The sequence below is a fragment of the Streptomyces sp. NBC_00354 genome, assembly GCF_036106915.1.
Lineage (GTDB): Bacteria > Actinomycetota > Actinomycetes > Streptomycetales > Streptomycetaceae > Streptomyces.
The window spans coordinates 4,012,042-4,030,666 of record NZ_CP107983.1 but is presented as its reverse complement, the minus strand read 5'-3'; the positions used below and the strand labels follow the sequence as shown (position 1 = coordinate 4,030,666).

Genomic DNA, 18,625 nt, shown 5'->3' with positions numbered 1-18,625 from the left:
CGTCGGCGTCCCGCTGGGGAGCGGCCTTTTCGGATAGCTCTCAGGTATGACAGGGGAAACCTGAGAGCCACGGGAGCAGCGGGCGGTCATCCTTCGGGAGGTATCCCGCAGGCGGTCGACTAAGGTCCCGGGATGACCAACGGCAACAACGGGAACCACAACGCCAGTCACCCCGCCGACTGGCGCAACGACCGTATAGGCAGCGCACATCGGGGCGAGAACCCGACCGTCCTGCGCCGCCTCGACCAGGGATTCGCCGTGATCGGCGACCGGCAGTTCCTCCCCGGGTACGCGGTGCTGCTGACCGACGACCCGTCGGTGACCCGGCTCTCGGACCTGCCCCGGGCGCGCAGGACGGCGTACCTCGCCGACATGGACCGCCTCGCCGAGGCCGTCGAACGGGCCTGCCGCCGGCTCGACCCCGCCTTCCGCCGGGTGAACATCGAGATCCTGGGCAACACCGACCCGTACCTCCACGCCCACATCTGGCCGCGCTACGAGTGGGAGCCCGCCGACATGGTCCGGATGCCGGTGTGGCGCTACGAGCAGGAGGAGTACTGGAGGGGGAGCCGGTACGAGCTGGCGGACCGGCACGACGCGCTGCGCGTAGCCATCGGGGAGGAGCTGGACCGGCTTGCCGAGAGCTGAGCCCCGGACCGTACGCCGCACGTACTGCGACTACGCGGCTCAGTCCGCCACCAGCGGCTCCGCGAGCGGTTCGACGAGGGCCGCGCGCCAGCGGGGGGCCGGGTCCTGGCCGGGGCTGGTCCAGTACTCGCGGGCGCCGACGATCTCTCCGTCCCGGACGGTCCACAGCGACACGGCGCGGTAGACGACGTGCTCCTGGGGGATCTCCACCTCGGTGACGACGAGGTCGCCGTCCGCGAGGATGCGCAGGAGTTTGACGGATCTCTCGTCGGTGTAGGCCTCGTCGCTGTTCACGGCGATGAAATTGTCCCGGCCGACGATGCGTTCGCCGCTGACGGGCCATTCGATGACTGCGTCCTCGGCGATGAGACGGGATACGGCGGGCCAGTCGCGGGCGTCGATTCGCTCCCACAGTTGAGTTATTACGGTCAGCGGCTCCATGGGGGGCAGTGTGCGGTGGGGGCGACGGGGGCAACAAGCTTTGCCTGCAGGATTATTGACCTCGACATAATCCGGTACGGCGGCCGTCCGCCGCCCCGCATCACGCGTCGGCCAGCAGCGTGTCCACGGCCTTCGTGAGGCGGTCCAGGACCTGGACCGTTTCCGCGAAGGCGGCCTCGCCCAGTTCATCGGCCAGGCGGGCGGCCAGGGCGGCGTGGGCCGGGGTGATGCGGGCGACCGCGGCGCGGCCCTCCTCCGTCGGGCGGAGCAGTTTCGCGCGCCGGTGGGCCGGGTTCGGGACGTACTCCGCGAGACCCTTGGCCGCCAGCAGGTCCGCGATGCGCTGGACGCTCTGCCGGGTGATGCCCATGACCCGGGCGATGCCCGCCACCGGAAGGGGCTCCCGGAGCACCGCGCCCAGTACCTGCCACCAGGCCGCGGTCAGCCCGGCCGGCCGGGCCAGTTCCTCCGAGAGCGCGAGGAACCGGCCGTTCAGCCCGAACACCCCGAGCGCGGTGCGGCTCAGCAGGTCCTGCCGGGCCCGTACCGACAGGGGTTCCGGCGGGGAGTCAGGCATCCCCGCGCTCCGCAGCCGCCATCAGGACCGGGAACGCGCTCGCGTCCGAGTCGTGGAACAGGCGGTACCAGGCGTCCAGGACATCCGGCTTGTAGACGTCCAGCCGGGCGAAGACCTCCCGGGCGAAGGCCACCGGTTCCGTCGGGCCGGCCGTGATCAGGTCGCCGTCCGTCACCGCGTCGGCCTCGGCGTACCGCTCGGCGCCCGCGTAGCCCGGCTGCTGCGCCAGGTAGAAGGAGGCCGCGCTGGTGTGGGCGCGGGCGTCGAGCAGGCCCTCCCGGGCGAGCCCTGCCGTGGCCCCGCAGATCGCCGCGACCGGGACCCCGGCCGCCAGGAACTCGCGCGCCTTCGCCGCGAAGGGGGCCAGGTCGTCGCCGGAGTCCCACAGCGAGGCGCCGGTCAGGATGAGGAGCGAGGAATCCTCGGGGGAAAGGTCCGCGAGGGCCAGGTCGGGCTGGATGCGGACGCCGCCCATGGTGGTGACCGGCGCTCCGGCGGCGAAGCCGACCGTACGGACCTGGTGGCCGCGCTGGGCCAGGTGTGCCGTGGTGTGCCCGGTCTCCCAGTCCGCGTACGTGTCGTAGACCGCCAAGTGGACCGGCCTGGTGGTGGGAGTGGTCATCTCGTCGCCTCCTCCATCTGCACTTCCTGGTGTATGACAGTAGGCTGTCATGACGGCAGTGTGCTGTCAATGTGCTGTCAATCAATGCCATCCGTGCAGACACGTGCAGACAGACTGCCGAGGCCCGGCCCCCACCCGCAGACAGTCCGCCGATATCCCTTCCCACCTGCGCACTTCTAGCGTGGCCGGATGACCCCTCACGTCGCCTCCGACGCCCTCGGCACCTCCCGCGCCGACGGCGCGGCCGTCAAGGCCGCCGACCGCGCCCACGTCTTCCACTCCTGGTCCGCCCAGGCCCTGATCGACCCGCTCGCCGTCGCCGGGGCCGAGGGGTCGTACTTCTGGGACTACGAAGGCAACCGCTTCCTCGACTTCTCCTCCCAGCTGGTGAACACCAACATCGGCCACCAGCACCCCAAGGTCGTCGCCGCGATCCAGGAGCAGGCCGCGCGGCTCTGCACCCTCGCCCCCGGCTTCGCCGTCGACGTCCGCTCCGAGGCCGCACGCCTCATCGCCGAGCGGACCCCGGGCGACCTGGACAAGGTGTTCTTCACCAACGGCGGCGCCGAGGCCGTCGAGAACGCCGTACGGATGGCCCGGCTGCACACCGGCCGCCAGAAGGTGCTCTCGACGTACCGCTCGTACCACGGGGCCACCGCCGCCGCGATCAACCTGACCGGCGACCCGCGCCGCTGGCCCTCCGACACGGCCGCCGCCGGGGTCGTGCACTTCTGGGGCCCGTTCCTCTACCGCTCGGCGTTCCACGCCGCCACCGAGGCCGAGGAGTGCGAGCGAGCCCTCGCGCACCTCGCCGACACCATCGCCTTCGAGGGGCCGGCGACCATCGCCGCGATCATCCTGGAGAGCGTGCCCGGCACCGCCGGGATCATGACCCCGCCGGCCGGCTACCTCGCGGGCGTACGCGAGCTCTGCGACCGCCACGGCATCGTCTTCATCCTCGACGAGGTCATGTCCGGCTTCGGGCGGACCGGCAAGTGGTTCGCCGCCCAGAACTGGGGGGTCACCCCCGACCTGATCACCTTCGCCAAGGGCGTGAACAGCGGGTACGTGCCGCTCGGCGGCGTCGCCATCTCCGGCGCCATCGCCGAGACGTTCGCCACGCGCCCCTACCCCGGCGGCCTGACGTACTCCGGCCACCCCCTGGCCTGCGCGGCCGCCGTGGCGACGATCAACGCCATGGAGGAGGAGGGCGTCGTCGAGCACGCCGCCCACCTCGGCGAGAACGTGATCGGCCCGGCGCTCGCCGAGATCGCCGAGCGGCACCCCTCGGTCGGCGAGGTCCGCGGCCTGGGCGCCTTCTGGGCCCTGGAGCTCGTACGGGACAAGGAGACGCGCGAGCCGCTCGTCCCCTACAACGCGGCCGGTGCCGACAACGCGCCGATGGCCGAATTCGCGGCGGCCTGCAAGGCCTCCGGCCTGTGGCCCTTCGTGAACATGAACCGGACGCACGTCGTCCCGCCGTGCACCATCACGGAGGCGGAAGCCAAGGAGGGCCTGGCCCTGTTGGACGAGGCGCTGACGGTCGCGGACCGGCACACCACGTCCGCGTGATCGGCGGCAGCTGACCGACAACGGTCCGCGAACGGTCCGCGTTCGATCGGTTTCAGCCGCGCTGCCTGGCCTAAGGTGTCCGAAGTTCACTTAAGGAGACGGACCCTTATGTCAGGCAGCGGCGCTGTCACCCGCAACACACTTCGCCAGCAGATCGCGGACGCGCTGCGTGACGAGGTGCTCGCGGGACGCCTGCCACCGGGCACCGAGTTCACGGTCAAGCAGATCGCCGAGCAGTACGAGGTCTCCGCGACCCCCGTGCGCGAGGCACTGGTCGACCTCGCGGCCCAAGGGCTGCTGGAATCGGTACAGCACCGGGGCTTCCGCGTGCGCGTCTACACCGTGGACGACTACCGGGGGATGATCGAGGCCCGTACGCTCATCGTGGACGGGATCTTCCGGCGGCTCGTCGAGCGCGGCACCGCGCCCGGCTCCGGCGAAATGCTGGTGTCGGTGCGCCGTCGTGCCGAGGAGGCGTGCCGGGCCGCGCAGAGCGGCTCGCTCGAAGTGCTGATCGGCTACGACCTGCGCTTCTGGAGGGAGCTGAGCGGGCTGGTCGGCAACACGTACATCTCGGAATTCCTGCACCGGATCCGGGTGCAGTGCTGGGTCTTCGCCGTACCGCACCTGAAGGCGGCGCCGGATCTCCACACCGGACTGTGGTCCGGCCACAACGAACTGGTCGACGCGGTGACCCGCGCCGACGCCGACGAGGTACGCAGCCTCGTGTACGCGTACAACCAGCACGGGCTGGACTGGGCCGCGGGCCTGAAGGCGGTCGGCGCATGACCGGCCGGGCAGCGACCGGCGCGACCGACACCGGCGCGACCGACACCGGCAGCGAAGCCGCGCCGGCCTGGCTGGGCGCCGTCGGGCTCTCCGTCGTCATCCCCGCCCACGACGACGAGCACCGGATCGGCGCGACCCTCGACGCCGTCCGCGAGCACCTGGACGCCCGCCTCGGCACCGGACCCGGAGACTGGGAGCTCCTCGTCGCCGACGACGGCTCCGCCGACGCCACGGCTGCCGTCGTCGAGGCCGCGGCCGCCGACGAGCCCCGCATCCGGCTGGTCCGCTCCGAGCACCACCGCGGCAGGGGCGCCGCGCTGCGCGCCGGAGTACTGGCCTCCGCCGGGGAGCGGGTGCTGCTGACCGACGCCGGGCTCAGGACGCCCCTGGCCGAGCTGGACCGGCTGGAGCAGGCCCTCGGCTGGAAGAGCCAGAAGAGACATGAGGGCCAGGAGGGCCAGAAGAGCCAGGAGGGCCAGGAGAACCGGAGTGGCAGCGAGCCCGCGGCCGCCGCCCTCGGCCGGACGGGAAACCGCCTGGTCCGAGCCCTGGGCATCCCCGGGATCCCCGGCTTCCGCTCCGACACCTGCGGCTTCGCGCTCTTCGACGGGGACCGGGCGCGCGCCGCCTTCGGTGCCTCCGTCCTCGACGGCCCGGCCATCGACGCCGAGGTGCTGCGCTGGGTGCGCCGCCAGGGCCGGCCCGTGGCCGAGGTACCCGTGCGCCGCACTGCGCAGCCGACGCCCGAGCCCGAGCCCGCGGCCACGCCCCGCCGGACCGCCGGCGACCGGCGCCGCGCGCTCGCGGAGCTGTTCCGGCTGAACGCCGGCGGCCTCGCCGTCGCCGCCGTCTTCCTCGTGCTCTCCGGTTACGTTTTCCACGGCCTGTGGGCGGATCTCGACGGCCGCTACCTGAAGGACGCGCTCCAGGACCAGAACCAGTGGGAGTGGTTCGTCGGCGTCGCCACCGACAACATCACCCACCTGCGCAATCCGCTCTTCACCACCGCCCAGGGCATGCCCGACGGCGTGAACCTGATGGCCAACGCGACCATGCTCGGCCTGACCGTCCCGCTGATCCCGGTCACGCTGCTGTTCGGGGAAACCGTCACCTTCGCGCTGGTCCTCACGCTCGGCATGGCCGCCGGCGCCTGGACCTGGTACTGGCTGATCCGCCGCCGCTTCGTGCACAGCCGCTGGGCCGCCGCCGCGGGCGGGGCGCTCGCCGCGTTCGCGCCGCCGATGGTCTCGCACGCCAACGGCCACCCGAACTTCGTCGTCCTCTTCATGATCCCGCTGATCATCGACCGGGCCCTGCGCCTGTGCGAGGGTCGCAACGTGGTCCGGGACGGCGTCCTGCTCGGCCTGTTTGCGACGTACCAGATCTTCCTCGGCGAGGAGCCGCTGCTCATCGCCGCACTCGGCATGCTGGTCTTCTCGCTGGCGTACCTGCTGGTCGACCGCCGGCGAGCCCTCGAGGCCGCGCGGCCGCTGGGCCTCGGCCTGGTCATCGCCGCCGGCGTCTGCGTGCCGCTGCTGATCTTCCCGCTGTACTGGCAGTTCTTCGGCCCGCAGAGCTACCACTCGGTGCTGCACGGGGACAACGCCGGGAACAGCCCGCGCGCCCTGGTCGAATACGCCGCCCGCTCCCTCTTCGGCGATGCCGAGACGGCGGGCCGGCTCTCGCTGAACACCACGGAGCAGAACGCCTTCTACGGGTGGCCCCTGCTGGCCTTCGGCGTGGCCGTGTGCGTGTGGATGTGGCGGCGTACGGTCGTCCGCGCGCTCGCGATCACCGGCGCCGTGGCGCTGCTGCTGTCGCTCGGGCCGTGGGTGCCCGTGCCGCGGACGGACGTCGTCCTGCCGGGGCCCTGGCGGCTGATGGTGAAGCTGCCGCTGTTCGAGTCGGTGATCGAGGGGCGCGTGGCGATGGTGTGCGCCCCCGTACTGGGCGTGCTGCTCGCGCTCGCGCTGGACCGGATCGTACGGGTCCGGACGCGCGAGCTGCGCACGCTCGGCCTGCTCGGGGTGGCGGCCGCGCTGATCCCGGTGCTGCCGCTGCCGCTGGCCGTACGGGAGCGGGCGCCGGTGCCGGCGTTCATCGCCTCGGGCGCGTGGAAGGGCTACGTCAAGGACGGCGAAGCGCTCGTTCCGGTACCGCTGCCGGACCCGGGCCAGGCGGACGCGCTGCACTGGCAGGTCGAGGCGGACTTCGGCTTCCGGCTGGCCGGCGGCTACTTCAACGGCCCGTGGGGGCCCGACCGGATCGGCATCTACGGGGCCACTCCGCGGCACCTCTCGAACGTCCTGCGGGACGTCCGGTACGGGGCGCAGCCGCCGGAGATCACCCCGCAGTGGCGGGAGCAGGCCCGGCAGGACCTGGAGTTCTGGAAGGCGGGCGCGGTCGTGCTGCCGTTCCCGGACCGGGAGGCCGAGCTGCGGGGCATGATCAGCGAGCTGCTGGGTCAGCAGCCGGAGAAGGTGCAGGACGTATGGGTCTGGAGGGTGGGTCCGGGGCGGGTGTAGCGGGCGGCTGCGGAGCGGGTTCTGCCTGGTTGTGGCCCATGTTCCGCCGCCGGTTCGCCGAGGGTTCCGCCACAGGTTCTGCGCAGCCCTTCGCGGAGGGTGTTCGGCGCACTACGCTGGCCGGATCGGCGACAACGACTGATCGGAGCCCGCGTGGCCTGTGACCTGTGGCTGGTCCCCCTTGTCGACGTGCTGTGCCACAGCCCCGACAACCCCTTCGCGGAAGAGATCGCCTCGTACGACAAGGCGCTGGGCGAGGCGGGGCTGCCGTCCGTGCCCGTGTTCGCGTACATGCCGGGCCTGAGCGGGGACGTGGCCCCCGTCGCCGGCTTCGACTACGACGCCCTGCACTTCCTGCGGCGGGCGTACCTGCTGCAGATCTGCGGGCTGCCGGTGACGCCGGTGGACGAGCTGGGCGGGGACTACGAGCAGCTGCTGGAGATGTTCGAGCCGACGGCGCAGCAGTCGCATCTGGTGTGGCACTACGACCATGCCGGGGCGTACGTGCCGGTGGACTTTGCGGTTCCGCTGGCCAACGAGGAGCTGTTGGCCGGGGGCGGGCCGCTGGGATCGGCGCAGGGGTTGCTGCGGGAGCTGATGGTGGTGGCGCCGGCGATCGGGATCGACCCGGGGAATCCGCCGGTGGCGCCGGTGGCGCCGGGGCGGGCCACGTCGTTGGAGGAGCCGGCGGGGCCGATTCCTTATGACGAGAGTCCGTTCGCGCGGGAGCGGCATGTCTGGCTGGGGCTGCATGCGGCTGCGACGCGGAGCCTGGGCCAAGGATCGATGATCATCTTCAGCTGAGCCGACCGCTGCCGCCGCCCCTTTCCGCGGGGGCCGCCGGGGCGGGGGCACGGTTTCCGCTGCGCGGAGCCTCTCCCCGCCCCGCCCTTTCTCCGTATCCCGAGGCCCTCCCCCGAACCCCGCGTCCGGCTGCGGCGCCGCTGTCGGGGGCCGGCCCCCGACAGCGGCGCCGCAAACGCCGCGGGGCCGGAATTGCCGGGCGCCGGTGGGTCCGGGTCAGCGGGGTTGTTCCGGGGGGCGCTGGCGGGGCATGTTCGGGCGGGTGCCCGGAGGGAGGGGGAAGCGGGCCGGGGGGAGGCCTGCATCGGCCCGGGACGACGGGGCGCCGAGCGACTGCATCACCAGCGGCGCCGGGCCCGAGGAGAACTCCACCATCCACTCCGCGGTCTCGGACCGCACCAGCTCCGTCACGTCCTCCGAGAAGCGCCGCAGGACGGTGAGGCAGCGCTCCGCCGCCTCGCTCGCCGTGCCCTCCGTGGGGCCCAGGACCTCCCGTACGTTCTCCGAGGCCCAGTCGAACTGGAGCGTCTGGAGGCGGCGCTGGACCGCCTGCGCCGTCGCCACGTCCCGCATCCAGCCCGACGTCAGGCCGAAGAAGCGGTCGCAGGCCAGGCAGGCCGCGGCCAGCAGCAGCGACAGGTAGCCGTACGGCATCGCGCCCGTGGCGCCTCCCGTGAGCTCCAGCAGCGGCATCGAGGCACCCGCGACCGCCCCCACCGCCGCGCCGACCCGCAGGATCCGCGCGCCCCGGCGCTTCCAGGCCCGGTCGGACAGATACCACTCCGCGGTGCGCAGCGCATCGGCCTCGACCCGCCGGTAGAGCTCGTCCAGCCGCTCGGCCGGCTCGCCCCAGTCCCCGAGGGGGAACGGCCCGCCGGTCAGATCGCCCCCCGCCATCGGTCCGCTGCCCTCCTCCCGGGAGTCCCGGGGTTCCCGGGGATCCCGGGGTGGCCCCTCGGGCTGCATCTCCGGCTGGCTCACCCGGCACTCCCTCTGCCTGCGCTGACGTGTGGTGGTGCGCGTGTGCGCAATGATGCGCATGCTCTTCCTACCTTCGAATGGCGGTCGATGGGCGACGAATCCCCGGTTTTCCGCCCGCAAGGAGGTCTCCATCAGGTACGCGCATGCCCCGTCTCTCACTCGAAAGAGTTGGTCCTCACGGCGTAGGGCGCGTGGCGCGGTGAGCACGTAGGCTCGGATTGACCAAGCGTCCCGATGCTACGGAGTGAGTGACCTGTGATTCCCGGTGGTGGCCAGCCCAACATGCAGCAGCTGCTCCAGCAGGCCCAGAAGATGCAGCAGGACCTCGCCGCGGCGCAGGAAGCGCTTGCGCAGGCCGAGGTCGAGGGTCAGGCCGGCGGCGGCCTGGTGAGGGCGACCGTCACCGGCTCCGGTGAACTGCGTGCACTGGTGATCGACCCGAAGGCCGTGGACCCGGCGGACACCGAAACCCTCGCCGACCTGGTCGTCGCGGCGGTCCAGGCGGCCAACGAGAACGCCCAGGCGCTGCAGCAGGAGAAGCTGGGCCCGCTGGCCCAGGGCCTGGGCGGCGGCAGCGGCATCCCCGGTCTCCCGTTCTGATTCCTCCACCCCCGATCCCATACCGAAAGAAGGCAGTCCGTGTACGAAGGCGTGGTCCAGGACCTGATCGACGAACTGGGCAGGCTGCCCGGCGTCGGGCCCAAGAGCGCGCAGCGGATCGCCTTCCACATCCTGCAGGCGGAGCCCACCGACGTCCGGCGCCTCGCGCACGCGCTGCTCGAGGTCAAGGACAAGGTCCGGTTCTGCGCCGTGTGCGGGAACGTGGCGCAGGAGGAGCGGTGCAACATCTGCCGCGACCCGCGCCGCGACACCACGGTCATCTGCGTGGTCGAGGAACCGAAGGACGTCGTCGCGATCGAGCGGACCCGCGAGTTCCGGGGCAGGTACCACGTCCTCGGCGGCGCGATCAGCCCGATCGAGGGCGTCGGCCCGGACGATCTGCGCATCCGCGAGCTGCTGGCGCGCCTCGCGGACGGCGAGGTGACCGAGCTGATCCTCGCCACCGACCCGAACCTGGAGGGCGAGGCGACCGCCACGTACCTCGCCCGCATGATCAAGCCCATGGGCCTGAAGGTCACCCGCCTGGCCAGCGGGCTCCCCGTCGGGGGAGATCTGGAGTACGCGGACGAGGTCACGCTCGGGCGGGCCTTTGAAGGAAGGCGACTTCTCGATGTCTGACGCAACGCTGCACGCCCTGGGCCAGGATCCGGACGACTTCGCCGTCCAGATCTCGGACCAGATCGAGTCCTTCATCGTCGCGGTCACCGAGGTGGCCAAGGGCGAGGACCCGGACAGCGCGGTGCCCTTCCTCCTCCTGGAGGTGTCCCAGCTGCTGCTGGCGGGCGGCCGGCTGGGCGCGTACCAGGACGTCCTGCCCGACGAGCGCTACGAGCCCGACCTCGGTCCGGAGCCGGACGTGGAGGAGCTGCGCGAGCGCTTCGCGTACATGCTGGAACCCGTCGACGTGTACTCGGAGGTCTTCGACCCCTACGAGCCGCGCAAGGCCCCGGTCGCGCACCGGATCTCCGACGACGTGGCCGACGTGGTGGCCGATCTGCGGCACGGGCTGGGGCACTACCGGGCGGGCCGGACGACCGAGGCGCTGTGGTGGTGGCAGTTCTCGTACTTCACCAACTGGGGCCCGACGGCCTCGGCCACCCTGCGCGCCCTGCAGTCGCTGGTCGCGCACGTACGGCTGGACCAGCCGCTGGAGGCCCTGGACGGCCTGGACACCGACGAGGACCTCGCCGAGGACGACCTCGCCGAGCAGGCCGGACGGGTGATGGCCGAGGAAATCGGTGCCCGGCTGGGCGTGCACGGGACGTAGGGCCACGGGAAGCAGGGAACCCCCGTCGGAACCCGCCGAGCGGGAACCCAAACTTTGATCTGTTCGTCTCATGATGCGGTACGAAGCGGTCGGATCGCGGCCGCTCGTTACACTGCACCAGCAATGAGACGGACTGAGCGAGGAGCGCACGTGGGCCTTGTCGTGCAGAAGTACGGAGGCTCCTCCGTAGCCGATGCCGAAGGCATCAAGCGCGTCGCCAAGCGGATCGTGGACGCCAAGAAGAACGGCCACCAGGTGGTCGTCGTGGTTTCCGCGATGGGCGACACGACGGACGAGCTGATCGATCTCGCCGAGCAGGTATCCCCGATGCCTGCCGGGCGCGAATTCGACATGCTGCTGACCGCCGGAGAGCGTATCTCCATGGCCCTGCTGGCCATGGCGATCAAAAACCTGGGCCACGAGGCCCAGTCGTTCACCGGTAGCCAGGCAGGCGTCATCACCGACTCGGTCCACAACAAAGCGCGCATCATCGATGTCACGCCGGGCCGGATCCGCACTGCGCTGGACGAGGGCAACATCGCCATCGTCGCCGGCTTCCAGGGCGTGTCGGCGGACAGCAAGGACATCACCACCCTCGGCCGGGGCGGCTCGGACACGACCGCCGTCGCGCTCGCCGCGGCGCTGGACGCCGAGGTCTGCGAGATCTACACCGACGTCGACGGCGTCTTCACCGCGGACCCCCGCGTCGTGAAGAAGGCCCGGAAGATCGACTGGATCTCCTCCGAGGACATGCTGGAGCTCGCCGCCTCCGGTTCCAAGGTGCTGCTGCACCGCTGTGTCGAGTACGCACGCCGATACAACATCCCGATCCACGTCCGGTCGTCCTTCTCGGGACTGCCGGGCACCTGGGTCAGCAACGAGAATCCGCAAGGGGACGAGCAGGTGGAGCACGCCATCATCTCCGGAGTCGCTCACGACGTCTCCGAAGCCAAGATCACGGTCGTCGGCGTCCCGGACAAGCCGGGCGAGGCCGCGGCGATCTTCCGCGCCATCGCTGACGCCGAGATCAACATCGACATGATCGTGCAGAACGTGTCCGCCGCGTCCACGGGCCTGACGGACATCTCCTTCACCCTCCCCAAGGCCGAGGGCCACAAGGCCATCGAGGCCCTGGAGCGGGCGAAGGGCAAGATCGGCTTCGACTCCCTGCGCTACGACGACCAGATCGGCAAGATCTCCCTGGTCGGCGCGGGCATGAAGACGAACCCGGGCGTCACCGCCTCGTTCTTCCAGGCGCTGTCCGACGCAGGCGTGAACATCGAGCTGATCTCGACCTCCGAGATCCGCATCTCGGTCGTGACCCGCCAGGACGACGTCAACGAGGCCGTCCGCGCCGTGCACACGGCCTTCGGCCTCGACTCCGACAGCGACGAGGCCGTCGTCTACGGAGGCACCGGACGATGACCGCGACCCGGTCGACCCCGGCTCCGGCGCTCGCCGTGGTCGGGGCGACCGGAGCAGTCGGCACCGTGGTGCTCCAGATCCTGTCCCAGCGGGCGGACGTCTGGGGCGACATACGCCTGATCGCCTCCCCGCGCTCGGCCGGCCGCATGCTGGCCGTGCGCGGCGAGGAGAGCGAGGTGCTCGCCCTCACCGAGGACGCCTTCGAGGGCTTCGGGCAGGGCGACGTGGTGCTGTTCCTGACCCCGGCCGAGGTCTCGGCCCGCTGGGCTCCCGTCGTCGTCACGCGCGGAGCCGTCGCCGTCGACCAGTCCGCGGCCTTCCGGGAGGACCCCGAGGTACCGCTGGTGGTGCCCGAGGTCAATGCGCCGGCCGTACGGACGCGGCCGCGCGGGATCGTCGCGAGCCCGGACTGCGTCACCGCCTCGATGATCGCGGCCCTGGGTGCCCTGCATGCCGAGTACGGGCTGGCCGACCTGACCGTTTCCTCGTACCAGGCCGCGAGCGCGGCCGGCCGGGCCGGCACCGAGGCGCTGCGCCGCCAGCTGTCGCTGGTCGCCGGGACCTCCCTGGGGGAGCAGACCGGGGACGTGCGGCGCGCCGTGGGCGAGGACGCCGGCCCCTTCGCGGCCCCGCTCGCCCTGAACGTGGTCCCGTGGTCCGGTGAGCTCCGCGAGGGCGGCTGGTCCTCGCACGAGCTGGCCGTGCGGGCGCAGACCCGCCGGGTCCTGCACCTGGACGCGCTGCCGGTGGCGGTGACCTGCGTACAGGTGCCGGTGCTGACCGGGCATTCGCTGAGCGTACGGGCGCGGTTCGAGGCCGAGGTGGACGCCTCGCACGCCCGGGAGATCCTGGAGGCCGCACCCGGCGTGGTCGTCGTGGACGACCCGGCGGCGGGGGAGTTCCCGACTCCGGTGGACGCGGCGGGGACGGATCCGGCATGGGTGGGGCGGCTGCGGGCCTCGCTCGACGATCCGCGCTCCCTGGAGTTCTTCGTGTGCGCGGACAATCTGCGCAACGGGGCCGCCCTGAATGCCACTCAGATCGCGGAACTGATCGCTGGTGAATTCGCGTAATTCACTTTGTAGGATCAGTGCTGATCCCTTGATCAAGGTGATGGCCTGACTGCCGCCTGGGGACGGGCGGGGCAATCAGGAAGAGCGGGTACGCATGAGGGCAATAGGGATTTTGCTGGTGAGGCTGCCTCGCGCGTACAACCCTGGTGGGGGGACGCGTGTCCAACTGGCGTGGCAGAGGCACTTCTCGACTTCGCCGTCGTACCGGCGCGCAGCGCAATCAGTGCGCCGCGCCGGCGTTCCCGTGTGCCCGCGTCCGGCGGCTACCCGGTGATCGTTCCCGTCCCGCAGTCCGCGGCGGCGCCGGTCGCCGCGCCCTCCGCCCTGCCGACCCGGGGCGGCCGCGTGCCCGCACCCCGCGATAGCGCGGAGGCCGGGGGGAGCGGGGAGGAGGCGTCCGCCGCTGCCGAGCCCGTCGCCGCCGAGCCGGCCGTCACCGCCGGCACCACGGTCGACCACCTCACCGAGACCTACCAGGCCCACTACCGCTCGCTGCTCCGCCTGGCCGCGCTGCTCCTCGACGACACCGCCTCCTGCGAGGACGTCGTCCAGGAGGCGTTCATCCGCGTCCACTCGGCCCGCAACCGGGTTCGCGATCGGGACAAGACACTGGCGTATCTGCGCCAGACCGTCGTCAACCTCTCGCGCTCCGCGCTGCGCCGCCGCATCCTCGGCCTCAAGCTGCTCTCGAAGCCGATGCCGAACATGGCCAGTGCCGAAGAGGGCGCGTACGACCAGCTGGAACGGGACGATCTCATCAAGGCGATGCGCGGACTCCAGCGGCGTCAGCGTGAGGTGCTGGTGCTGCGGTACTTCGCGGACATGACGGAGGCCCAGGTCGCCGAGACGCTCGGCGTCTCGCTCGGCTCGGTCAAGGCGTACGGATCGCGGGGCATTGCCGCGCTGCGGGTGGCGATGGAGGCTGCGCAGTCATGATGGACGACCACACTCCGCCGGGCGGCGCGGGCGAGGAGCAGGCGCTGCGGAACCTGCTGCGCGGAGCCGTCGAGAGCCTGGAGCCCTCCGAGGGCGCGCTCGAGCGGCTGCGGTACGCCGTCCCCGTACGCAGGACCCGCAAGCGCCAGGCCCTCGTCGGGGCGGCGGCGGCCGTGCTGCTGGCCGGCACGGCGATCCCGGCGGCCCTGCACCTGCACATCACCGGCGGCGACGGCGGCGCGGCCGACCACTCCGCCATGGCCGGGCACGGCGAGGAGCCCGCCACGGGGGGCGGCAGCACCTCCGACCCGCACCAGAACGGCTCGGGCTCCCCGTCCAAGTCCGCCGAGGCCGCGGGCAAGGGCGTGGAGACGGGCGGCGCCGGCGTGCAGCCGGAACCGGAGTACGGCGGATCCCCGACCGGCGGCGCTGCGGCCGGCCCGGCCACCGCGGGAGCCTCGGCGGGCGCCTCGGCCGGCACCGGTCCGATGCCCCCGACAGCGGCGCCCGGACTGCCCGGGTGCAGCGCGGAGCAGCTCGGCGTGCAGGGCGCGGCCAAGGCCCCGGAGGCCGACGGCAAGGTGTACGGCAGTTTCAAGGTCACCAACGTCTCGGCGCGAGGCTGCACCGTCACCGGCCCGGACACCGTGACCGCGGCCTCGGTGACGGCCTCGGCGCCCGGCACGGGCTCGGGGGTCACCGTGGTCGGCCACACGGCGGGGGATCCGGCGGCCGGGCTGCCCGACCCGTCGGCGGAGACGCCGCTGCTGCTGCTCCAGCCGAACACGGCGTACGAGGTCCGCTTCGCGTGGGTGCCCTCGGCCCAGTCCTGCCCGGCGGCCTCGCCCGACCCGGGGACCAAGCCCCCGGTGGACGGCGCCCGGGACACCGGTCAGCGCGCGTCGGGCGCCGCTGCGGCGGGCCCGGAGCCGGACGCCGGTAGTCCGGCCCCCAGCACCGGGGTGGAAGTGACCCACAAGCCGAACACGGCGCCGGCGGGGGCGCCGGCCACGCAGACGACGATCCCCGCGGCGTGCGGGGGGACGGTCTACCGGACGGGCGTCATTCCGCTGGACGCGCCGAAGCCGTAGCCGGGGCGGCGGCCGGCTCCTGCACGGCAGGCTCCGGCAGCAGCCCCGCCTCCGCGTCGCGCAGGGTCTCCACCTCGCGGCGGTAGAGCCGGAACCACATGAACAGCACGAAGGCGGCGAAGACGAACCACTCGCCGGTGTAGCCGAGGTTCTGGAAGGCCTTCAGATCGAGCCCGGTGTTGCTCGGCGCCTGCGCGGGAACCGGGGTCAGCCCGTCCGCCGGGGTCTGCACCGTCAGCCAGGCGTCGTACAGCCCGTACGGCACGAGGTTGACCAGCGAAGCCGACCCGATCACGCCGAGCTGCCCGGCCGGAAGCCCGCCCGAGGCGTACACGCCCTTGCTGCCGGCGCTCTCCGACGCCTGGAGCGCACCGGTCACCTCGACCCGCCCGGTCGGTGCGGCCGGAGCCCGGGCCGCGTCCGCCGCGCCCGGCAGCCAGCCCCGGACCACCGGGACGGCCTTTCCGGTGTCGGTGCGCAGCAGGGTCAGCACGTAGAAGCCGGACTTCCCGTCGAGCCGCCGCTCGGGGACGAGCAGCTGGTCGGCGTACTCGCCGGAGACGGAGGCGAGGCGTCCGGAGGTCTTCTTGTCCACCGGGAGCAGCGAGTCCAGCGGTGCGGCCACCTGGTCGGCGGGGCGCGCGCCGGCCGCCTCCTTGTGGCTGTCGACGCGGTCCTCGAACCGGCCGAGCTGCCAGGTCCCCATGAACAGGCAGACGGGAACGGCGAGCGCGACGAAGACGTTGATCCCCCACCACCGCGGGGTCAGGAGAAACCGGTGCACCCCACCACCGTACGGGGGGTGCACCGGATCGCCGGGGCCGGGGCCACCGCCGGGCCACGGCCCCGGCCGCGTCACGTCTTACTGCGGCAGGTGCTTCTGCACGAACTCGAGCTCCATCCGGACCTGCTTGATCCGCTCCTCCACGACGAGCGAGCCGTGCCCGGCGTCGTACCGGTACACCTCGTGCACCGCCCCGCGCGCCGCCAGCCGGTCGACGTAGTTCTCGATCTGCCGGATCGGGCAGCGCGGGTCGTTGACGCCCGCCGCGATGTGCACGGGGGCCTTCACGGCGTCGACGTACGTGAGGGGGGAGGACGCCTCGAACCGCTCCGGGACCTCCTCCGGCGTGCCGCCGAAGAGGGTGCGGTCCAGGGACTTCAGCGCCTCCATCTCGTCGTGGTACGCCGTGACGTAGTCGGCGACCGGTACGGCGGCCAGGCCCACGGCCCAGGCCTCGGGCTGCCTGCCCAGGCCCAGCAGGGCCAGGTAGCCGCCCCAGGAGCCGCCGGAGAGCACGAGGCGCGCCGGGTCGGCGAGGCCGGAGGCCACCGCCCATGCGCGGACGGCCTCGATGTCCTCGAGCTCGATCAGGCCGACGCGGTGCTTGAGGGCGTCGGTCCATTCGCGGCCGTACCCCGTCGAGCCCCGGTAGTTGACCCGGACGACCGCGAAGCCGTGGTCCAGCCAGGCCGCCGGGGTCGCCGCGAAGGAGTCGCTGTCGTGGTGGGTGGGCCCGCCGTGCACCTCGAAGACGGTCGGGAAGGGGCCGTCTCCGTGGCCCTGGGGCCGCTGCGCCAATGCGTGGATCCGCCCGCCCGGGCCGTCCACCCACACGTCCTCCACCGGCACCGAGCCGGGCGGCCGGAACATGGGGGTCCCCCCAGCGGTAGCTGGGGGAGGGTCCAGGACGATCCCGCCCGCGGTGGACCGTACGGAAGAGGGCTCGGCCGCCGAGGACCACTGGTACTCGACCGTGCCGTCGGGCCGGGCCGTCGCGCCCGAGACCGTGCCGGGCGGGGTGTCCACCCTGGCGAGCTCCTGCGCGGCCAGGTCGTAGCGCCAGAGCTCGCTGCGCGCCTCGAAGCTGTGCGCGATCAGCAGTGCGGAGCCGTCCGGGTACCACTCGGCGCTCACATCGCCCGGCAGCTCGATCACCAGGTCCTGCTGGGCGCCGGTGGCCACGTCCCACACCATCGGCTCCCAGCGGCCGCGCCGCTGGTGGCCGACCAGCAGCCGGGTGTCGCCGGCGACCGGCGCGAAGCCGAGCACCTCCAGGCCCAGCTCCACCGTGCCGCCGCGGGAGTCGTCGAGATCGGCGACCGTGGCGCCGTCGAGGGTGACCACGCGCAGGGCCGAGTGCATGGCGTCGCCGTGCTCGGTGTGCTCGATCGCGATCAGGGTGCCGTCGTGGGAGAGGTCGCCGACGCCGGCCGACTCCCGGTGCCGGTAGATCACCACGGGCTCGGTGCCGTCGGGCCGCACCACGTGGATGGTCGAGCCGTCCTCGTCGGTGGAGCGGCCGACGACCGAGGTCCCGTCGCGCCCGATGGCGAGCCCGCCGGGGTACGAGGGCTCCAGCCCGGGGGTGGCGGGCTCGTCGGGACCGCCCGCGAAGGGCTGGCGCACCCAGGTGCCGAACTCGTCGCCGTCGGTGTCGGAGAACCACCAGATCCACTCGCCGTCGGGGGAGAGGGTTCCGTCGGTGGTCCCGTTGGGTCGGTCGGTCGCCTGTCGCTGCGTGCCGGTGGCGCGGTCCCAGGCGTAGAGCTCGTAGGTCCCGGTCGCGTTCGAGACGAAGAGCGAGCGGTCCGGGGCGTCCTCGGCCCAGTCGGGCAGCCCGACGCGCGGCGCACGGAAGCGCTTCTCCCAGTCCGGCATGGCCGTGTTGTCAGTCATACCCCTCATGTAACCCGATTGGCGCTGCCGGATGGTCGTGAAGGGCCGGAGGGGGCAGCGTGGGCGGGGTCCCACCCAGCCGTTTTCCAGTGAGGAGCGATCATGGCGAAGAAGCGCAAGGAGTCGACTCAGGAGAACCTTCGGTCGTCGGAGTCCGGGACCCCGCAGAAGCCGGCGCAGCTGATCGAGGACGTCCGACAGGCCCAGACGGAGGCCATGAAGGAAGACCGGATGCGCGAGCAGCGCCGTAAGGGCGGGCGCGGCTGACCCTGGCCCTTGCCCCGGATGCCGCCTCCTCCGAACGGAGGGACAGTGGAGGGCGTAGGCCCTCCGGCGTGTCCCGAGGAGGAGTGATCATGGCCAGGAAGGCTCGTGCCGGCACGGCACAGGCCGCGGAGCGCGCGCACGAACGGGCGAAGAACACGGCGGCCGAGGCGCGCGCCAAGGCCGCGGTCAGAGACGTGCAGTCCGTGTCGGCGAAGACGAGGGGCATGCAGCAGAAGGCCCAGGCCAAGCGCGGCTGAGCCGCTGCCGTTGCCGATTCACCGGTCGTGGCCTGTGGTTTCCCCCGGA

The 18,625-nt window shown here is 72.3% G+C and carries 20 protein-coding genes; 14 read left to right on the top strand and 6 right to left on the bottom strand.

Features of this window, described 5'->3' with window-relative positions; all coding sequences use genetic code 11:
• The first annotated feature begins 132 nt into the window (after nucleotides 1–132).
• Nucleotides 133–648 (top strand): HIT family protein, encoded by a 516-nt coding sequence (locus OHT74_RS18160; RefSeq protein ID WP_328620765.1) that lies wholly within the window; start codon nucleotides 133–135, stop codon nucleotides 646–648.
• 39 nt (nucleotides 649–687) lie between these two features.
• On the opposite strand, the gene OHT74_RS18155 is transcribed toward OHT74_RS18160, so the two are convergent.
• The 3 genes from OHT74_RS18155 to OHT74_RS18145 form a co-directional block, all read right to left on the bottom strand.
• The gene (locus OHT74_RS18155) at nucleotides 688–1,089 is read right to left on the bottom strand and encodes a nuclear transport factor 2 family protein (protein ID WP_328620764.1); all 402 of its coding nucleotides are present in this window, start codon (nucleotides 1,087–1,089) and stop codon (nucleotides 688–690) included.
• A 100-nt stretch (nucleotides 1,090–1,189) separates the two neighbouring features.
• On the bottom strand, nucleotides 1,190–1,666 hold the full coding sequence (locus tag OHT74_RS18150) for a MarR family winged helix-turn-helix transcriptional regulator (protein WP_266665447.1): 477 nt from the start codon (nucleotides 1,664–1,666) through the stop codon (nucleotides 1,190–1,192).
• The gene (locus OHT74_RS18145) at nucleotides 1,659–2,288 is read right to left on the bottom strand and encodes a DJ-1/PfpI family protein (protein ID WP_266665446.1); all 630 of its coding nucleotides are present in this window, start codon (nucleotides 2,286–2,288) and stop codon (nucleotides 1,659–1,661) included. Before OHT74_RS18145 ends, OHT74_RS18150 begins: the two co-directional genes overlap by 8 nt.
• A gap of 189 nt (nucleotides 2,289–2,477) precedes the next feature.
• Between OHT74_RS18145 and OHT74_RS18140 the strand changes: the two genes are divergently transcribed.
• The 4 genes from OHT74_RS18140 (at nucleotide 2,478) to OHT74_RS18125 (ending at nucleotide 7,978) form a co-directional block, all read left to right on the top strand.
• On the top strand, nucleotides 2,478–3,860 hold the full coding sequence (locus OHT74_RS18140; RefSeq protein WP_266665444.1) for an aspartate aminotransferase family protein: 1,383 nt from the start codon (nucleotides 2,478–2,480) through the stop codon (nucleotides 3,858–3,860).
• 108 nt (nucleotides 3,861–3,968) lie between these two features.
• Nucleotides 3,969–4,649, top strand: a complete 681-nt coding sequence (locus OHT74_RS18135) for a GntR family transcriptional regulator (protein WP_266665442.1) — start codon at nucleotides 3,969–3,971, stop codon at nucleotides 4,647–4,649.
• Entirely contained in the window at nucleotides 4,646–7,174 is a 2,529-nt protein-coding gene (locus tag OHT74_RS18130; RefSeq protein WP_328620763.1) for a glycosyltransferase, read from the top strand. The genes OHT74_RS18135 and OHT74_RS18130 overlap by 4 nt, the downstream gene beginning before the upstream one ends.
• Before the next feature lie 153 nt (nucleotides 7,175–7,327).
• Entirely contained in the window at nucleotides 7,328–7,978 is a 651-nt protein-coding gene (locus OHT74_RS18125; protein WP_133897356.1) for a hypothetical protein, read from the top strand.
• 216 nt (nucleotides 7,979–8,194) lie between these two features.
• On the opposite strand, the gene OHT74_RS18120 is transcribed toward OHT74_RS18125, so the two are convergent.
• Nucleotides 8,195–8,959, bottom strand: a complete 765-nt coding sequence (locus tag OHT74_RS18120) for an SLATT domain-containing protein (protein ID WP_266665436.1) — start codon at nucleotides 8,957–8,959, stop codon at nucleotides 8,195–8,197.
• 255 nt (nucleotides 8,960–9,214) lie between these two features.
• Here OHT74_RS18120 and OHT74_RS18115 point away from each other — a divergent pair, with 255 nt between their 5' ends.
• The 7 genes from OHT74_RS18115 (at nucleotide 9,215) to OHT74_RS18085 (ending at nucleotide 15,372) form a co-directional block, all read left to right on the top strand.
• Nucleotides 9,215–9,559 carry a YbaB/EbfC family nucleoid-associated protein gene (locus tag OHT74_RS18115; protein ID WP_266665434.1) on the top strand — a complete coding sequence of 115 codons (345 nt, stop codon included), beginning with the start codon at nucleotides 9,215–9,217 and terminating at the stop codon, nucleotides 9,557–9,559.
• 39 nt (nucleotides 9,560–9,598) lie between these two features.
• Entirely contained in the window at nucleotides 9,599–10,198 is a 600-nt protein-coding gene (gene recR, locus OHT74_RS18110; RefSeq protein WP_030152816.1) for a recombination mediator RecR, read from the top strand.
• Nucleotides 10,191–10,847 carry a DUF5063 domain-containing protein gene (locus OHT74_RS18105; RefSeq protein WP_266665432.1) on the top strand — a complete coding sequence of 219 codons (657 nt, stop codon included), beginning with the start codon at nucleotides 10,191–10,193 and terminating at the stop codon, nucleotides 10,845–10,847. Before recR ends, OHT74_RS18105 begins: the two co-directional genes overlap by 8 nt.
• A gap of 150 nt (nucleotides 10,848–10,997) precedes the next feature.
• On the top strand, nucleotides 10,998–12,272 hold the full coding sequence (locus OHT74_RS18100; RefSeq protein WP_266665430.1) for an aspartate kinase: 1,275 nt from the start codon (nucleotides 10,998–11,000) through the stop codon (nucleotides 12,270–12,272).
• On the top strand, nucleotides 12,269–13,345 hold the full coding sequence (locus OHT74_RS18095) for an aspartate-semialdehyde dehydrogenase (protein ID WP_266665427.1): 1,077 nt from the start codon (nucleotides 12,269–12,271) through the stop codon (nucleotides 13,343–13,345). Before OHT74_RS18100 ends, OHT74_RS18095 begins: the two co-directional genes overlap by 4 nt.
• Nucleotides 13,346–13,516: 171 nt before the next feature.
• Nucleotides 13,517–14,281 carry a SigE family RNA polymerase sigma factor gene (locus OHT74_RS18090; protein ID WP_443047429.1) on the top strand — a complete coding sequence of 255 codons (765 nt, stop codon included), beginning with the start codon at nucleotides 13,517–13,519 and terminating at the stop codon, nucleotides 14,279–14,281.
• Nucleotides 14,278–15,372, top strand: coding sequence for a hypothetical protein (locus OHT74_RS18085; RefSeq protein ID WP_266665425.1), 1,095 nt, complete (start codon nucleotides 14,278–14,280; stop codon nucleotides 15,370–15,372). The genes OHT74_RS18090 and OHT74_RS18085 overlap by 4 nt, the downstream gene beginning before the upstream one ends.
• On the opposite strand, the gene OHT74_RS18080 is transcribed toward OHT74_RS18085, so the two are convergent.
• Entirely contained in the window at nucleotides 15,344–16,156 is an 813-nt protein-coding gene (locus OHT74_RS18080) for an SURF1 family protein (RefSeq protein ID WP_328620762.1), read from the bottom strand. The two genes, OHT74_RS18085 and OHT74_RS18080, sit on opposite strands and share 29 nt — an antisense overlap.
• A gap of 78 nt (nucleotides 16,157–16,234) precedes the next feature.
• Nucleotides 16,235–18,052: a prolyl oligopeptidase family serine peptidase gene (locus tag OHT74_RS18075; protein WP_443047428.1), complete on the bottom strand. Its 1,818-nt coding sequence runs from the start codon at nucleotides 18,050–18,052 to the stop codon at nucleotides 16,235–16,237.
• A gap of 102 nt (nucleotides 18,053–18,154) precedes the next feature.
• Here OHT74_RS18075 and OHT74_RS18070 point away from each other — a divergent pair, with 102 nt between their 5' ends.
• Both OHT74_RS18070 and OHT74_RS18065 read left to right on the top strand, forming a co-directional pair.
• Complete coding sequence (locus OHT74_RS18070; RefSeq protein ID WP_159047224.1) at nucleotides 18,155–18,319, top strand: hypothetical protein; 165 nt, start codon at nucleotides 18,155–18,157, stop codon at nucleotides 18,317–18,319.
• An 89-nt stretch (nucleotides 18,320–18,408) separates the two neighbouring features.
• The gene (locus OHT74_RS18065) at nucleotides 18,409–18,576 is read left to right on the top strand and encodes a hypothetical protein (protein WP_328620761.1); all 168 of its coding nucleotides are present in this window, start codon (nucleotides 18,409–18,411) and stop codon (nucleotides 18,574–18,576) included.
• The last annotated feature ends 49 nt before the right edge of the window (nucleotides 18,577–18,625 follow it).

What these genes read in the sequence shown, in the direction of transcription:
- OHT74_RS18160 (WP_328620765.1), top strand. Translation starts at nt 133, where the DNA reads ATGACCAACGGCAACAACGGGAACCACAACGCCAGTCACCCCGCCGAC.
- OHT74_RS18155 (WP_328620764.1), bottom strand. Translation starts at nt 1,089, where the DNA reads ATGGAGCCGCTGACCGTAATAACTCAACTGTGGGAGCGAATCGACGCC.
- OHT74_RS18150 (WP_266665447.1), bottom strand. Translation starts at nt 1,666, where the DNA reads ATGCCTGACTCCCCGCCGGAACCCCTGTCGGTACGGGCCCGGCAGGAC.
- OHT74_RS18145 (WP_266665446.1), bottom strand. Translation starts at nt 2,288, where the DNA reads ATGACCACTCCCACCACCAGGCCGGTCCACTTGGCGGTCTACGACACG.
- OHT74_RS18140 (WP_266665444.1), top strand. Translation starts at nt 2,478, where the DNA reads ATGACCCCTCACGTCGCCTCCGACGCCCTCGGCACCTCCCGCGCCGAC.
- OHT74_RS18135 (WP_266665442.1), top strand. Translation starts at nt 3,969, where the DNA reads ATGTCAGGCAGCGGCGCTGTCACCCGCAACACACTTCGCCAGCAGATC.
- OHT74_RS18130 (WP_328620763.1), top strand. Translation starts at nt 4,646, where the DNA reads ATGACCGGCCGGGCAGCGACCGGCGCGACCGACACCGGCGCGACCGAC.
- OHT74_RS18105 (WP_266665432.1), top strand. Translation starts at nt 10,191, where the DNA reads ATGTCTGACGCAACGCTGCACGCCCTGGGCCAGGATCCGGACGACTTC.
- OHT74_RS18095 (WP_266665427.1), top strand. Translation starts at nt 12,269, where the DNA reads ATGACCGCGACCCGGTCGACCCCGGCTCCGGCGCTCGCCGTGGTCGGG.
- OHT74_RS18085 (WP_266665425.1), top strand. Translation starts at nt 14,278, where the DNA reads ATGATGGACGACCACACTCCGCCGGGCGGCGCGGGCGAGGAGCAGGCG.
- OHT74_RS18075 (WP_443047428.1), bottom strand. Translation starts at nt 18,052, where the DNA reads ATGACTGACAACACGGCCATGCCGGACTGGGAGAAGCGCTTCCGTGCG.
- OHT74_RS18070 (WP_159047224.1), top strand. Translation starts at nt 18,155, where the DNA reads ATGGCGAAGAAGCGCAAGGAGTCGACTCAGGAGAACCTTCGGTCGTCG.
- OHT74_RS18065 (WP_328620761.1), top strand. Translation starts at nt 18,409, where the DNA reads ATGGCCAGGAAGGCTCGTGCCGGCACGGCACAGGCCGCGGAGCGCGCG.